Annotated in this window: 14 protein-coding genes; 10 read left to right on the forward strand and 4 right to left on the reverse strand. The window is 75.1% G+C overall.

All coding sequences use genetic code 11. The features are described from left to right. Positions 1–140 precede the first annotated feature (140 nt). The 7 genes from miv_RS07485 to miv_RS07515 all read left to right on the forward strand — a co-directional run bounded on the left by miv_RS07485 (position 141) and on the right by miv_RS07515 (position 6,531). Entirely contained in the window at positions 141–1,160 is a 1,020-nt protein-coding gene (locus miv_RS07485) for an AAA family ATPase (RefSeq protein WP_048425502.1), read from the forward strand. Between the two features lie 83 nt (positions 1,161–1,243). After that, positions 1,244–2,113: a DUF58 domain-containing protein gene (locus tag miv_RS07490; protein WP_207183428.1), complete on the forward strand. Its 870-nt coding sequence runs from the start codon at positions 1,244–1,246 to the stop codon at positions 2,111–2,113. Then, positions 2,100–2,534: a DUF4381 family protein gene (locus miv_RS07495; RefSeq protein WP_058616910.1), complete on the forward strand. Its 435-nt coding sequence runs from the start codon at positions 2,100–2,102 to the stop codon at positions 2,532–2,534. The genes miv_RS07490 and miv_RS07495 overlap by 14 nt, the downstream gene beginning before the upstream one ends. 5 nt (positions 2,535–2,539) lie before the next feature. After that, positions 2,540–3,508, forward strand: a complete 969-nt coding sequence (locus miv_RS07500) for a VWA domain-containing protein (RefSeq protein WP_207182084.1) — start codon at positions 2,540–2,542, stop codon at positions 3,506–3,508. Positions 3,509–3,518: 10 nt separating this feature from the next. Beyond that, on the forward strand, positions 3,519–4,439 hold the full coding sequence (locus miv_RS07505; RefSeq protein ID WP_207182085.1) for a VWA domain-containing protein: 921 nt from the start codon (positions 3,519–3,521) through the stop codon (positions 4,437–4,439). Then, positions 4,382–5,263: a hypothetical protein gene (locus miv_RS07510; RefSeq protein WP_048425517.1), complete on the forward strand. Its 882-nt coding sequence runs from the start codon at positions 4,382–4,384 to the stop codon at positions 5,261–5,263. The genes miv_RS07505 and miv_RS07510 overlap by 58 nt, the downstream gene beginning before the upstream one ends. After that, positions 5,257–6,531, forward strand: a complete 1,275-nt coding sequence (locus tag miv_RS07515) for a BatD family protein (RefSeq protein WP_048425497.1) — start codon at positions 5,257–5,259, stop codon at positions 6,529–6,531. Before miv_RS07510 ends, miv_RS07515 begins: the two co-directional genes overlap by 7 nt. Here miv_RS07515 and miv_RS07520 read toward each other — a convergent pair. Beyond that, the gene (locus tag miv_RS07520; protein WP_048425496.1) at positions 6,519–7,385 is read right to left on the reverse strand and encodes a hypothetical protein; all 867 of its coding nucleotides are present in this window, start codon (positions 7,383–7,385) and stop codon (positions 6,519–6,521) included. The two genes, miv_RS07515 and miv_RS07520, sit on opposite strands and share 13 nt — an antisense overlap. Before the next feature lie 89 nt (positions 7,386–7,474). Between miv_RS07520 and miv_RS07525 the strand changes: the two genes are divergently transcribed. The 3 genes from miv_RS07525 (at position 7,475) to miv_RS07535 (ending at position 10,467) form a co-directional block, all read left to right on the forward strand. Then, the gene (locus miv_RS07525; RefSeq protein ID WP_244276550.1) at positions 7,475–7,837 is read left to right on the forward strand and encodes a metalloregulator ArsR/SmtB family transcription factor; all 363 of its coding nucleotides are present in this window, start codon (positions 7,475–7,477) and stop codon (positions 7,835–7,837) included. 92 nt (positions 7,838–7,929) lie between these two features. Beyond that, complete coding sequence (locus miv_RS07530) at positions 7,930–9,168, forward strand: allantoate amidohydrolase (protein ID WP_207182087.1); 1,239 nt, start codon at positions 7,930–7,932, stop codon at positions 9,166–9,168. A gap of 21 nt (positions 9,169–9,189) precedes the next feature. After that, a complete protein-coding gene (locus tag miv_RS07535) occupies positions 9,190–10,467 on the forward strand; it encodes an NAD(P)/FAD-dependent oxidoreductase (RefSeq protein ID WP_048461432.1) in 1,278 nt (425 codons plus the stop codon). A 49-nt stretch (positions 10,468–10,516) separates the two neighbouring features. Here the strand turns inward: miv_RS07535 and miv_RS07540 are convergent, their stop codons facing one another. The 3 genes from miv_RS07540 to miv_RS07550 form a co-directional block, all read right to left on the reverse strand. After that, complete coding sequence (locus tag miv_RS07540; RefSeq protein ID WP_207183429.1) at positions 10,517–11,383, reverse strand: amidohydrolase family protein; 867 nt, start codon at positions 11,381–11,383, stop codon at positions 10,517–10,519. After that, the gene (locus miv_RS07545; protein WP_048430501.1) at positions 11,376–12,662 is read right to left on the reverse strand and encodes an MFS transporter; all 1,287 of its coding nucleotides are present in this window, start codon (positions 12,660–12,662) and stop codon (positions 11,376–11,378) included. The genes miv_RS07540 and miv_RS07545 overlap by 8 nt, the downstream gene beginning before the upstream one ends. A 161-nt stretch (positions 12,663–12,823) precedes the next feature. Then, a complete protein-coding gene (locus miv_RS07550) occupies positions 12,824–14,782 on the reverse strand; it encodes a PAS domain-containing protein (protein ID WP_207182089.1) in 1,959 nt (652 codons plus the stop codon). Between the last annotated feature and the right edge of the window lie 43 nt (positions 14,783–14,825).

Below are 14,825 nucleotides of genomic sequence, written 5' to 3' on the forward strand. Positions count from 1 at the left end.
CAGGACGTCCCCGGTCTCACCGCGGACTTAAGAACACGTCGGCACTCGCTCCCACGGGATTGACGCTGCCCCCAAGACACGGCCTGATCCACCCAAGGCCGGGCCATCGAAGCACCGGCGCGGCGGAGGGGACGCAGCGGATGGCGCGAGGCGCTGAGCAGGCGGTGGCGCGGGACCTCGTCGGGGCGACACCGGCGCCCGACGATGCGGGGCGCGCGCGGCTCCACGCCCTTCGGACCGGTCTCGAAGCCGGACTGATCGGCTCGACCGGCCTCGTCGAGCGGCTGCTGATCGGGCTCCTCACCGGCGGCCACCTGTTGATCGAGGGGGCGCCGGGCCTCGCCAAGACCCGGGCGGTCAAGCGCCTCGCCGACGGGCTGCATACGGGCTTCGCCCGCATCCAGTGCACCCCCGACCTGATGCCCGCCGACCTCACCGGCACCACGGTCTGGCGGCCCGACGGCGGCCGGTTCGAGTTCCTGGAAGGCCCGTTGTTCCATTCCCTGGTCCTCGTCGACGAGGTCAACCGCGCCCCGCCCAAGGTGCAGTCGGCGCTGCTCGAGGCGATGGCCGAGCGCCAGGTCACGGTGGCGGGCACCACCCATGCCCTGCCCGATCCCTTCATGGTGGTGGCGACCCAGAACCCGATCGAGCATGCCGGCACCTTCCCGCTGCCGGAGGCGCAGCTCGACCGGTTCCTGCTCCACGTCGTGGTCGAGATGCCGGACGAGGCGTCCGAGCGGCGCATCCTCGATCTCGTCGAGGGCGAGATGACCGAGGATGTCGCGCCGATGCCAGTGCGGCTCACCGCGGAAGAGCTGCGCGCCGCCCGCACCGCCGCGCTCAAGACCCACGTCTCGCCGGCGCTCAAGGACTTTCTCGTCCGCCTCGTCGCCGCCACCCGGGGCGGGCCGGCGGCGGCGGACCTGCGCGGCGCCATCGAGCATCCGGTCTCGCCCCGCGGCACCCTGGCGTTGATGCTCGCCGGCAAGGCCCGGGCCTACCTGCACGGGCGCGACCACGTCACCCCGGACGACATCGTGGCGCTCGCTCCCGACGCGCTCGCCCACCGCCTCGCCCTCACCTGGCGCGCCGCCGCCGAGGGGCAGACCACCCGGGCGCTCGTCGCCGGCCTGCTCGACCGGGTGCACCCGCTCTGAGGATCGTCCCGACCGTGGCACGGCCGCTTCCCGGCTCCGATCCGCTCAAGGCCCCGGGCATCGCCCTCGAGGCCGCCGCCCTCATGGGCCTGCGCCACCTCGCCCGCCGCGGCGCCGGCACGGCGACCCGGGTCCGCGCGGGCCTGCCCGGCGGCCTCGTCACCCGGCGGCGCGGGCGCGGGACGGAGCCCGACGACGTGCGCCCCTTCGCCGAGGGCGACGACGTGCGCCACATCGACCGCAACGTCACCGCCCGCACGGGATCGCTCCACGTCCGCACCCATCACGAGGAGCGCGACCGCGCCGTGGTGCTGGTGGCGGATTTCCGGCCCTCCATGCTGGTCGGCACCCGCCGGGCCCTGCGCTCGGTCGCCGCCGCCGAGGCGCTGGCGCTGCTCGGCTGGCGCATCGTCGGCGATGGCGGCCGGGTCGGTCTCTGCGTCGCGGCTCCCGAGCCCGCCGCCCTGCCGCCCGCGGGCGGCGGGCGCGGCATGGCGGCCCTGTGCCAGGCCCTGGCGCGGGCCCACGAGCGCGCGCTCCTCGGCCCGCCGGACCCCGACCTGCCGCTCGGACCCGTGCTGGAGCGGGCCCGCGCGCTGCTGCCGGCGGGCGGGCACCTCGTGCTCGCGAGCGCCCTCGACGCGCCGGGCGAGGGGTTTGCCGAGGCGGTGGCGGTCCTGGCCGAGCGCATCTCGGTGAGCCTGATCCTGGTGAGCGACCCGTTCGAGCGCGCCGCCCCGCCCGGCCTCTATCCCTACGCCACCCCGGACGGGCGGCGCGGCACCGCCCGGCCGGCCAAGGAGTCGGCCAAGGGACTCGCCAAGGCACGGCCGGCGCCGGAGGAGCGCGTCGCGCCCTATACCCGCCTCGGCGTCGCGACCCTGCGCGTCGATTCCGAGATGGGTCCCGAGGGGGTCGCCCCCCTGATGGAGCGGCTCGATGCCGTGCTGTGAGGTTCCCCCCGGCGCGTTCTCCGCCCTGCGCGGCCTGCACCTGCCGCCCGATCCGGGTCTGGTCCGGCCCGGGGTGCTGGCGGCGGTCGTGGCGGGCCTCGCGCTCGCGGGTCTCGTCGCCTGGCTGTGGCCGCGCTGGCGCGCCCGCCCGGTGCGGCGCGCGGCGCTCGCCGAGCTCGCCGCCGCCCGCGCCCTGCCGCCCGCCGAGCGCCGCCTCGCCCTGGCCCGCCTCAGCCGGCGGCTCGCCCGCAGCCTCGGGGTCGAGGGGCCGGCGGGGCTCGACGCCGCCCTGCGCACCGACTTCTTCGGCCGCGGCCCCGGCCGGGTGCTGACCGAGGCCCTCTACGCCCCGGGGCCGGTGCCGGACCTGTCGGCCGCCGAGGCCGGGCTCGCCCGCCTCGTCGCCGGCCTGCGGGCCTGACGCCGATGGCCGGGCTCGCCTCCCTCGACTTCGCGGCACCGCTCGCCGCCCTGCTCCTGCCGCTGCCGCTTCTGGCCGCCCGCTTCCTGCCGCCGCGGCCCGGGGGCAGCGGGGCGCTCGCCGTTCCCGCCTCCCTCGTCGCCGGGCTCGATCGCGGCGGGCCGCTCACCGTCGGGGTGCGGGGCCGCGCGGCGCTGACCTGGCTCCTCTGGATCGCCCTCGTCGCCGCGCTCGCCGGTCCGCGGCTGGTCCTGCCCGGCGCGGCTCTGCCGGCCTCGGGGCGGGACATCGTGCTCGCCCTCGATCTCTCGGGCAGCATGGAGCGGATCGACTTCTCCCTCGACGGGCGCACCTCCTCGCGGCTCGCCGCGGTCAAGCGCGTCGGCGCCGACTTCATCCGCCGCCGGACCGGCGACCGGGTCGGCCTCGTGATCTTCGCCGACCAGGCCGACGTCGCTGCCGCCCCGACCTTCGACACCAAGGCCGTCGCCCGGGCGCTCGACGAGGCGCAGATCGGGCTCGTCGGCCGCTCGACCGGTATCGGCGACGGGCTCGGCCTCGCCTTGAAGCGCCTCCAGGCCCTGCCGGGTCCCTCCAAGGTGGTGGTGCTGCTCTCCGACGGCGCCAACAATGCCGGCCAGACCACCCCGCGGGACGTCGCCGTGCTCGCCCGCGAGCTCGGCATCCGGGTCCATACCATCGCGCTCGGCCCCCGCGACCTCGCCGACGCGAACGGCGAGCAGGACGTGGTCGATTCGGACGCCCTGCGCGACGTCGCGGCGACGAGCGGCGGCCGCTTCTTCCGGGTGCGCACCACCGACGACCTCGCCGGGGTGGCCGACAGCATCGACGCCCTCGAAGGCGGCCGCGACCGGGCCCCGCCGGTGCCGCTGCGCCGCGACCTCTGGCCCTGGCCCGGCGCCGTGGCCCTGCTCTCGGCGCTCGCCCTGCTGCTGACCCGGAGGGCCGCGTGAGGACGTGTCCATGACCGAAGCTGTCACGCTCCTGCGCCCGTGGTGGCTCCTCGCCCTGCCGGTCCTCGGGCTGCTCGCCTGGCGCGCCGCCCACCGCTCGGCGCCGCTCGGCGACTGGGTCCGGGCCGTCGAGCCGCACCTGATGGCGGCGCTCGCCGCCCGCGGGGCGGTGCGGCCGGGGCGCCGGGGCGGGCAGGTCCTCCTGGTGCTGGCCGGCGCCCTCCTGGCGCTGGGCCTCGCCGGCCCGGCGCTGGAGCGGCGCGACGTGGCGGGCTTCCGCAACCTCGACGCGACGATCCTGTGCCTCGACCTGTCGCGCTCGGTCGCGGAGGGCGGGCGCCTCGGCGAGATGCGGGTGCTGGCCCAGGCGCTGGCCGAGGCCGCCGGCACCCGCTCGGTCGCCTTGGTGGCCTATGCGGGCGACGCCTACCTCGCGGCGGCGCCGACCACCGACCGCGACTCCCTCGGCACGATCCTGTTCGCCCTCGACGGCGCCACGGTGCCGGATCGCGGCAGCCACCCGGCCCGGGCGCTGGCGCTCGCCCGCCGGACGCTGGCCGAGGGCGCGGTGGTGACCGGCGACGTAGTGCTGGTGAGCGACGGCGGCGGCCTCGACGACGCGGCAATGCGCGAGGCCGCGGCGCTGGCGGCGGACGGCCACCGGGTGCACACCGTGCTGGTGACCGATCCCGCCCTGCCGCCCGAGGCGCCGCGGCCGGACGGCGCCGGCATGGCCCGCCTCGCCACGACCGGCGGCGGCAGCGCCGGCAGCCTCGACGCGCCGGCTCCCGTGCTGGCGGCGATCTCCGAGACGGTCGCCCGCCACCTCGCCGAGGGCGGCTACGCGGTGCTGGCCTGGCGCGATCTCGGCCGCTGGCTCGCCGGCCTCGCCCTGCTGCCGGTCCTCATGCTGTTTCGGCGGAGCGCCTGATGCGGATCGCGCTTCTCGCCGCCGGTGGCCTCGCCCTCGTCGGACTCGCGGTCGAGCCCGCCGCGCTGGCCCGCCTCCTGATGGGTGCCGGGATGCCGGGCCTCGCGGCCGCGATCAGCGACGACCCGGCCTGGCGCGGCACGGCCCTCTACGCCGCCGGCCGCTATCCGGAAGCCGCCGAGGCCTTCGCGGGATCGCCCTACAACCGCGGCAACGCGCTGGCGCTCGCCGGCGACCTCAAGGGCGCGATGGCCGCCTACGACGCGGCGCTCGTCCGCGACCCGTCCGACGAGGACGCCAAGGCCAACCGCGAGCTGATGGCGCGCCTTCTCGACACGCCGGACGCTCCCGGCGGGCGCACCGCCGGCGAGGCCAACGCCCAGGCCGACGCGACGACCCGCTACGCCACCAAGACCGAATCCGACGCCAACGATGCCGGCACCGCCTCGACCGGCGAGGGGCTCGCCGGCCACCGCGAGGCCTCCACGGCGGCGGATTCGCCCGGCAATTCCAAGGCCGCCCGCACCGGCAAGGCCGAGCAGCGGGCGGTCGATCCCGGCCGCGGCCAGGCCCGCGGCTCGGCCAGCGACGCCGAGGGCGGCGGGCGCCAGGGCGGCGGCAATGCCAGCGTGTCCGAGGTGGTGGAGCGCGAGGTGCGTCGGGTCTCGAAGAGCTTCGAGGCCCGGGAGATCCGCCCCGACCGGCACTGGCTCGCGACCCTGCCGGACGATCCCGGCCGCTTCGTCCGCCTGCGCATCCTCGCCGAGCAGACCCGCCGCCGCGCCGACGGCACCGCCGTGCAGCCCGGGAGCAATCCATGGTGACGTCGTGGCGCAGGGCGCGCGGAAGCCTGCTCGCGGTCGTGCTGGTGCTCGCCGCCGCTCCCGCCCGGGCGCTGGAGGAGGGCGACCTCACCCTCACGGTCACGGCCGAGACCCCGGGCTCGGCCGAGCCCTATCCGCGCGAGATGGTGCTGCTGCGCATCCACGGGGTCTACCGGGCCCAGATCGCGCTCGAGGAGCTGCGCCAGCCGAGCCTGCCGCATTTCGGCTGGACCCAGCTCGGCCGCGACCGCTGGTCCCGCACCACGATCCAGGGCCAGGAAGCCCGCAGCTTCGAGCGCGTCGTCGCGGTGTTTCCGCAGGGACCCGGCCGCTTCACCGTCGATCCCTTCATCCATCGCCTGACGATCGTCGACAACGGCGAGCGCCGGGTGGTCGAGGTGCGCTCCCCTCCCCTGCCGATCGCGGTCGCGGCCTGGCAGGGCCCGGGGGGGCCCGAGGCGGCGGAGCCCTGGTGGCTGCCGGCCCGGGACCTGACGGTGACCGACGCCTGGGAGCCCGAGCCCGAGACCCTGAAGCTCGGCGAACCGGCGCGCCGCACCGTGACGCTGGAGGCGAGCGGCCTCACCGCCGACGCCCTGCCGCCGCGGCCGGTTCTGCGCACCCGCGGCGTCCTCACCTTCGCCGGCCCGGTCGAGCGGCAGACCCGCATCACCCCGGCGGGTCCCGTCGCCCGCGTGACCTATCGCTGGGACGTGCGCCCCGGCGTGCCCGAGCCGATCACGCTCTCGGCGATCACCATCCCGTGGTTCGACACGAAGGCGCGGGTGATGCGCGAGGCCGAGATCCCGGCCCGCATCATCGGCGGCCGCGCCGCGGCGGTCGAGGCGGCTCCGCCCCCCGCCCCGGCCTCGCCCTGGCGGGTGCTGGCCGCGGGGCTCGCCGCCTTCGGCGTCGGCCTCGGCGCCTGGCGAACCTTGCGCCGCCGCGAGGCGCCGGGGGCCTCCGCCCTGCGGGCGCTGGCCCGGGCCGGCCGGCGGCGCGACCCGCGGGCCTTCCATGCGGCCATCAGCGAGGTTGCCCGCCGCGATCCGGCGCGCGCCGCCCTCTGGCGGGCCGATCCCGGCACCGGTCCGCGTCTCGCCGCCCTCGACGCCGCCCTGTTCGGTGATGGTCGGACGCCGGTCCCGCATCGGGACCCGGTGCCGGACCTCGCCGGCCTCGCCCGCGACCTCGCGCGCCTGCACCCCCCGACGATGGCGCCGGATGCCCTGGCGCCCCTCGACGGTCCCGTGCGTCACGCCGGCTGAGGCAGGCGCTGGGGGCCGGGCTCCCCCGCGAGGAGCCGCGCCCGGGTGGCGTGGAAGGCGGTGCCGGCCGCGGCGAAGAACCCCGCCGGCAGCGCGCCGTAGCGCGACAGCCGCGCCTCGACCGTGCCCCAGCCGACCGCCTCGGCGATCGCGAAGGCGCGCAGCCCCTTCTCGATCCGCTCATCGGTGTCGGCGAAGTCGGCGAAGTGCAGCGTCTCCCGGCGCGGCATATAGGCAAAGCGAATCGAGGGGCGCAGCGCCAGGCGCCGCACCGGTTCCCAGGCGAAGCCCGCCGCGGCCGCCGCGACCGCCGGCGCCACCACGGCGCGTTGCTCCCAGCGGAAGCACGCCTCGAACAGATACGCCCGCTCGCCCGGGTTCAGGCTCCGCATCCGCCGCCCGGCCCGGTGGCAGCGGTTGAGCGCGTCGAGGAGCCCGGGATCGAGATGCGCCTCGGCGCCGGCCCGCTCGCCATGGGCCAGGGTGAAGCGGTAGCCCGCATAGACCTCGACGAAGACCCGCCGGTTGATCTCCCGGAAGGCCTCGGCGAAACCCGCCAGGCCGGCGAGCCGGGCCCGGCGCAGGTCCGGCCGGTGCAGCGCCGCGAGGGAGAGCGCGGCCCCGGCCCGGCCGCCCCAGGCGAAGTAGCCCCGGGCCCAGAGCGCACCGTGCGCGGCGAGGAGCGGAAAGGCGTGGCCGCCGCCCGAGTGGCGGAAGAGGTGGTGATAGGCCAGGGTGCGCTGGGCGAGGTCGCCCGTGCCCCCGGCGAGGAGCTCCGCCTCGTGCCGCGCGGCGGCGTAGTCCCGCGCGAGCCCGTCTCCCGCCTCGACACCCGACGCCTCCGAGCCCGCCATCGCCGCCTCCTGTTTAGGCTGTAGCCTAAATTGCACAGGGTGGGGAGGGCTGCTATTTTGTCAACGGTCTAATTAGTCGGGGGCCTAAATTGTCGGACGGCCTGCAGGTGATGGCGGAGGCGCTGGTGTCGCCGGTCCGGCGCAAGATCCTCGCCTACCTGTCGGCCGGTCCGCTCAGCGCCGGGGAGATCGCGGCGCGGTTCGAGATCTCGAAGCCGTCGCTGTCGGGCCATCTCTCGATCCTGTCGGCGGCCGGGCTGATCGTCGGTGCGCGCCACGGCAACCGGATCGAGTACAGCTTGGTCGAGGACAGCCTCGTCAACAAGCTCGGCGCCCTGGTGCAGGAGGTCTGCCCGGTGGCCGGGCCGCTGCGGCGCGAGGCCCGCCGAAAGGCGGTGCGACGGGACCGCTCCCCGGACGACGCGACGTCGGACGAGCCGCAGGCCGGCTGACGAAATCCGGGAAGGCGGGATGCGGCCGGTTGCCTTCCGCGGCACCGTCCCTGCATACCCCCGTGGTTCCCGCCCGAAGGGTCGCGACCGCAATGACCGAGACCAGCCTCCGCCTCGGCGCCCGCGTGATGGCGCTGATCGACGACCTTGCCGGCCACACCGACGAGCCCGGCCGGCTGACCCGGCTCTACCTCTCGCCGGCCCACCGGGCGACGGCGGAGGCGGTGCTGGACCTGATGCGGGCGGCGGGCCTCTCGGCCCGGATCGACGCCGCCGGCACCGTGGTCGGGCGGCTGGAGGGTCGCGCGCCGGGGCTGCCGGCCCTGGTGCTCGGCTCGCATATCGACAGCGTGGTCGATGCCGGCCGCTACGACGGCCCCCTCGGGGTCGCGGCGGCCCTGGTGGTCGCGGAGGAGCTGCGCGGCGAGGCGCTGCCCTTCGCCCTCGAGGTGGTGGCCTTCGGCGACGAGGAGAACGTCCGCTTCCCGACCTCGCTCTCGACCTCGAAGGCGTGGGCCGGCCAGTACCGGTCCGAGTGGCTGGAGGGCCGCGACGCCGCCGGTCTCACCTTGCGCGAGGCGCTGGTGGCCTTCGGCGGCGACCCGGACGGGATCCCGGCGCTCGCCCGGCGCCCGGACGAGGTCGCCGGCTACCTGGAGGTCCATATCGAGCAGGGCCCGGCGCTCGAGGCGGCGGTGCAGCCGGTCGGCGTGGTCTCGGCCATCGCCGGCCTGACCCGGGCGCGCTGCACCGTGACGGGCGAGGCCAACCACGCCGGCACGGTGCCGATGGGGATGCGCCGGGACGCGCTTGCCGCCGCCGCCGAGATGGCGCTCGCGGTCGAGCGCCTCAGCGAGGGCATGCCCGGCACCGTCGCCACGGTGGGGTCGCTCGCGGTGGTGCCGGGCGCCGTCAACGTGATCGCGGGCCAGGTCGATTTCAGCCTCGACGTGCGCTCGCCGGTCGATCCCGACCGCCACGGCCTGTTCGCGGCGATCCAGGCCGAGTGCCGGGCGATCGCGCAGCGCCGCGGAGTCGGTTTCACGAGCGAGACCTTCATGGACAATCCCGCGGTCGGCCTCGATCCGGGCCTGCGGGCCGGCCTCGACCGGGCGGCGCGGCGCCTCGGCTTCGCGCCGCTGCCGCTGCCGTCGGGCGCCACCCACGACGCGGTGGCGATGGCGGCGCTCGGCCCCTCCGCGATGCTGTTCGTGCGCTGCCGCGGCGGGATCAGCCACAACCCCGCCGAGTCGATCACCCTGGAGGATGCCGACGCGGCGACCCGGGTGCTCCTCGGCACGGTGCGCGACCTCGCGGGCCTCTCCCACTGACCGATACGAGACACTCAGGTGATGCAGCAGGACGAACGGACGGCCGACATCGTGGTGGTCGGCGGCGGCATGGTGGGGCTGTCCTCCGCCATCGCGCTCAAGGATAGCGGCCTCGACGTGGTGCTGTGCGATCCGGGCGAGGCCCGGGCCCGCACCTCCTACGGCAATGCCGGCGTGGTCAGCCGCGGCTCGATCTTCCCGATGTCGAGCCCGGCCCTGTGGGGCAAGCTGCCGGCCTATCTGCGCAATGCCGATGCGGGCCTGCGGCTGCGCCACCTCCACCTCCTGCGGGTGATGCCCTGGGCGGCGCATTTCCTGGCGAGCGCCCGGACCTCGGCCTGGCGCCGGGCCGCCGCGGCGTTGGCCCCGCTCACCGACGCCGCCTTCCCCGAGCATCGCCGCCTCGCCGACCGGGCCGGCGTGCCCCATCTGCTGCGCGAGAGCGGCTGGGTGAAGCTCTACCGCACGGAAGAAGCCTTCGCGGGGGCGGCCCTCGAGCGCGAGATCCTCGCCCATCACGGCGTGCCGTTCGAGATCTTCGACGGGCCCGCGATCCAGGCCCTGGAGCCGGCGCTGATTCGCCCCTTCGCCCGGGCGATGCTGCTGCCGGAGACCGGCGCGGTCGGCGATCCGGGCGGGCTGGTCGAGGCGAGCGAAAAGCTGTTCGCCGGCCTCGGCGGGCGGATCCTGCCCACCACCGTGTCCCGCCTCGAGCCCGAGGCCGAGGGCTGGCGCGTCGTCCATCCGGGCGGCACGGTGCGGGCGCGCCAGGTCGTGCTGGCGACGGGGGCGGCGGCCAACGAGCTGTCGCGCCCCCTCGGCTACCGCTTCGCCTTCGCGGCCGAGCGCGGCTACCATCGCCACTACGCGCTCCTGCCCGGCAGCCCGGCCCTGACCCGGCCGATCTACGACACCGGCGCCGCCTCGATCCTGTCGCCGATGGGCGAGGGCCGGGTGCGGGTGCTCTCCGGCGTCGAGGTCGCCGACCGCCACGCCGAGCCGGATTACCGCCAGATCGAGGCGGCGGCGAAGGAGGCCGCCGGCACGGTGCGCCTCGGCCAGCCCCTCGACAACCGGCCCTGGCTCGGCTCGCGCCCCTCGACCCCCGACGGCCTGCCGGTGATCGGACCCGCCCCGCGCCACAAGGGCCTGATCTTCGCCTTCGGCCACGGCCATATCGGCCTCTCGACCGGCCCGATCACCGGCCGCCTCGTCGCCGACCTCGCCACCGGCCGCACGCCGCAGGTGCCGGTGGCGGCCTTCGCGCCGGGGCGGCTGCTCGGCTGGCCGCGGCCGTAGCGGGATCCGACGGAGGACGGGGCGGACGTCGCGACGGCCGCCCCGTCGCTCAGAACCCGTAGAGCCGGGCCGGATTCTCCACCAGCACCCGGTGCCGGTCGGCCTCGTCGGGCACCCACTCGGCCAGGAGGTCGAGGAGGTCGCCGACATTCATCATCGGCCCCCAATGCGCGACGTGCGGCCAGTCCGAGCCCCAGACGCAGCGCTCCGGCGCCGCCTGGTGGAGCGCGCGGGCGAACGGCACCGTGTCGGCGTAGGGCGGGCCGGCGACGGAGTTGCGGTAGGCGCCCGAGAGCTTGACCCAGGCGCCGTCGCGCACGAGCGACACGAGGGTGCGGAAGCCCTCGTCCCCGACCCCGCAGGAGGTCGGGAAATGGCCCATATGGTCGATGCAGAACGGCACCGGCAGCCGGGAGAGGCGCCCAGCGAGCGGCGGCAGGCTGCGCGCGTCGATCAGGAACTGCAGGTGCCAGCCCATCTCGCGGCAGAGCGCGCCGTAGGCCTCCACCGCCTCGAAGCCGACCCCGCCGCCATAGAGCACGTTGAGGCGAAGCCCCACCACGCCCGCCTCCTTGAGCGATGCCAGCTCCGCCTCGGGCAGCCCGAGCGGGACGACCGCGATGCCGCGCAGGCGCCGCGGATGCGCCCGCAGGGTCTCGACCATCAGCCGGTTGTCGGTGCCGTGGACGCTGACCTGGATCAGCACGCCATGCATCATGCCGGTGGCGTCGAGCATGGCGAGGTACGACTCCGCCGCGGCGTGCGGCGGCGTGTAGCTGCGCGCGGCCACGAAGGGGTAGTCCGGCGGCAGGCCGATGACGTGGGCGTGGGTGTCGACCGCGCCCGCCGGCACGGTGAACCGGGTGGGTCCGCGCGGATGCGGGGCGGGCCCGGGACAGTCGCGGATCTCAGCCATCGGCATGCAGCACTTTTCCGCGGGTCTCGGGCAGGGCGTAGGCCGTGAGGAAGAACACCCCGTAGGCGGCGGCCGCGAAGATCGCGATGGCGCTCGCCAGGCTCATGCTCGCCGAGAGATAGCCCACGAGGGCGGGGAACAGGGCGCCGATCCCGCGGCCGAAATTGTAGCAGAAGCCCTGGCCCGAGCCGCGCAGGCGCGTCGGGTAGAGCTCGGTGAGGAACGCGCCCATGCCCGAGAAGTAGCCCGAGGCGAAGAAGCCCAGAGGGAAGCCCAGCACCCACAGGACCGCGTTCGAGAGCGGGATCTGCGTGTAGACCAGGATCACCGCGATGGCACCGAGCGAGAAGATCAGGAACAGGGGCCGGCGCCCGAGGCGGTCGGCGAGCCAGGCTCCGGCGAGATAGCCGGCAAATGAACCCACGATCAGGGCGGCGAGGTAGCCGGTCGAGGAGACGATCGACAGACCGCGCTCGGTGGTGAGGAAGCGCGGCAGCCAGGTCGTGATGGCGTAGTAGCCGCCCTGGCAGCCCGCCGACATCAGCGAGGCGAGGATGGTGGTGCGCAGGAGCGGACCGGAAAAGATCTCCCAGATCGCCGGACGGTCGCCGGTGGCGGCGGCCCGGGCCCGGCTCTCGACGGCGACCCGCGGCTCCTCGACGTAGCGGCGCAGGTAGAAGACCAGGAGGGCGGGGGCGGCCCCGATCACGAACATCCAGCGCCAGGCGGTCTCGGGCGGCAGCACCGAGAACAGGATGGCCTGGGACAGGACCGCCATGCCCCAGCCGATCGCCCAGCCCGACTGCACCGAGCCGACGGCACGGCCGCGATACTGCGCCCGGATGGTCTCGCCCATCAGCACGGCGCCCGCCGCCCACTCGCCGCCGAAGCCGAGGCCCAGCAGCGCGCGGGCGATCAGCAGCTGCGAGAAATCCTGCGCGAAGGCGCAGACCAGGGAGAAGAACGAGAACCACAGGATGGTGATCTGGAGCGTCAGGACCCGCCCGATCCGGTCGGCGAGGTAGCCGGCGAGCCAGCCGCCGAGCGCCGAGGCGAGCAGGGTCACGGTGGCGGCGAGCCCGGCCGTGCCGGCATCGACGCTCCACAGCTTGATGATCGTGCCGATCACCAGCGGGTAGATCATGAAGTCCATGCCGTCGAGGGCCCAGCCGGCGGCGCAGGCCCAGAAGGTGTGGCGCTCCGGCGGGGTCATGTCGCGGTAGAAGGCGGTGAGGCTGGCATCCTCCACCGCGACCGCGTCGCGGGCGGGCGTCGGCATCGTGTCGCTCCCTGGTGTCGTTGCGGCCCTCGCGGGGCCGGTCGGGAGATGACACGATTTCTGGGATACCTGCTACGACGCCGCACCGATCATGTCGCATAGCCGGCTAATTGGATATTTTTCGGTGCAAAATATCTTGGTAGTTTGGCACCCTCCGGCAATCACGCCATGAACCGCACGCCGACCTCGACGCCGTGCTGGCGCACGACCTCGCAGGGTCGTGCCGGTCCGCCCTCGATCCGGAGCAGGATCCGGACAGGCAGCCGCAGCGGCCGGTCGAGGCCGAGCTTGGCGCCGGTTTCGGAGAGATTGAGCATGATGCAGGAGAGCGTCTCCTCCGGGCCCGGACCCGCCGGCACCGTGACCTGTCCGGGCTTCGAGGTCCGCACCCGCTCGCCGATCCGCCGCTCCTCGACGCCGACCAGCCACTCGTCGAGGCTGCCGGCCAGATCGGCGACGCCCGCCGCCGTGGTCTGGACGTTGTGGCTGACCTCGCCGGTCGTCGCGCGCTGCCGCTCGCTGGCGGCGGTCGTCTCGGCGATGAAGCCCTGGACCGCGTCGACCGCACCGCGGATCGAGCCGAGGGCGTCGGCGACCTCGCGGGAGACCGCCTGCATCGCGCCGATCTCGCCCGAGATCCGGTCCGTCGCGGCCCGGGCCTGGCCGGCGAGGTTCTTCACCTCGGCCGCCACCACGGCGAAGCCCCGGCCGGCCGGTCCCGCCCGGGCGGCCTCGATGGTGGCGTTGAGCGCCAGCAGGTTGATCTGCTCGGCGATGGCGGTGATCGCCTCGACGACGCCGTTCATCGCCTGGGCGGCCTCGTCGAGCCGTCCGGTGGCGGTGCCCGCCGCGCCCATCCGTTCCTGGATCTCGTCGACCGCGTGGCGCGACCGGTCCATCTGGGTGGCGATCGCCGTCGAGGTCCGGTGCATCTCCTCGGCGGCGCTCGACACCGCCTGGACGCGGCTCAAGGCCTGCTCGGCGGCGCCGATCGCCCGGGCCCGCACGGTCATGCTGTGGGTGACGTCGGTGGCGAACTTGATCACCTTGCTCGGCCGCCCGTCGAGGTCGAAGACCGGGGTGTAGGTAGCCTGGATCCACACCTCCCGGCCGCCCTTGCCGACCCGCTGGAACACCGCGGAGGCGTAGCGCCCGGCGCGCAGGTTCGCCCAGAACTCGGCGTAGCCCGGGCTCCCGGCCTGGTCGGGGGAGACGAACAGGCGGTGGTGGCGGCCGACGATCTCGTCGAGGCCGTAGCCCATCGCCTTCAGGAAGTGGGCGTTGGCGTCGAGCACGACGCCGTCCATGTCGAACTCGATCACCGCCTGCGAGCGGAGCGCCGCCTCGATCTTGCCCGCGGTGTCGGCGGCGTGCTGCTTGGCGGCGGTGATGTCGGCGGCGTACTTGACGATCTTGATCGTGCGCCCGGTCGCGTCGAGAATCGGGTTGTAGGTCGCCTGGATCCAGACGTCGCCGCCATCCTTGCCCCGCCGCTTGAACTCGCCGCCGTGGAACTCGCCGCGGGCGAGCCGCGCCCAGAACTCGCGGTAATCCGGCGATTCCGCCTCCGCCTCGGTCACGAACAGGCGGTGGTGGCAGCCGCGCACCTCCTCGAGATCGTAGCCCATCGCCGCGAGGAAGCGCGGGTTGGCGTCGAGGATCGTCCCGTCGGGGGCGAAGTGGATCACCGCCTGCGAGCGGTTGATGGCGGTGATCTGGCCGGCGGAATCGATCGCCGCCTGCTTCTCGGCGGTGATGTCGAGGGCGAACTTGACGATCCGGATCGGCCGGCCGCGGGCGTCGAGCACCGGGTTGTAGCTGGCGCGGATCCAGACCTCGCGCCCGCCCTTGGCCAGCCGGCGGTACTCCGCGCTCTGGAACTCGCCCCGGCGCAAGGACGCCCAGAACGCCGCGTAGGCGGGGTCCGCGGCCTCGGCGGGATCGACGAACAGGCGGTGGTGGCGGCCGCGCACCTCTTCCAGGTCGTAGCCCATCAGCCGCAGGAAATTTCCGTTCGCTTCGAGCAGCACCCCGTCGAGGTCGAACGCCACGGTGGCCTGGGATCGCTCGAGGGCGTCCAGCTTGGCGGTGGAGCTGGCACGACGGGCGGAGGCGAACATGCGGGCGTCCCGAGACATTCTTGAGTTGCCTCGCGTTCAATCA

The organism is Methylobacterium indicum, assembly GCF_017347565.1.
GTDB classification, from domain to species: Bacteria; Pseudomonadota; Alphaproteobacteria; order Rhizobiales; family Beijerinckiaceae; genus Methylobacterium; species Methylobacterium indicum.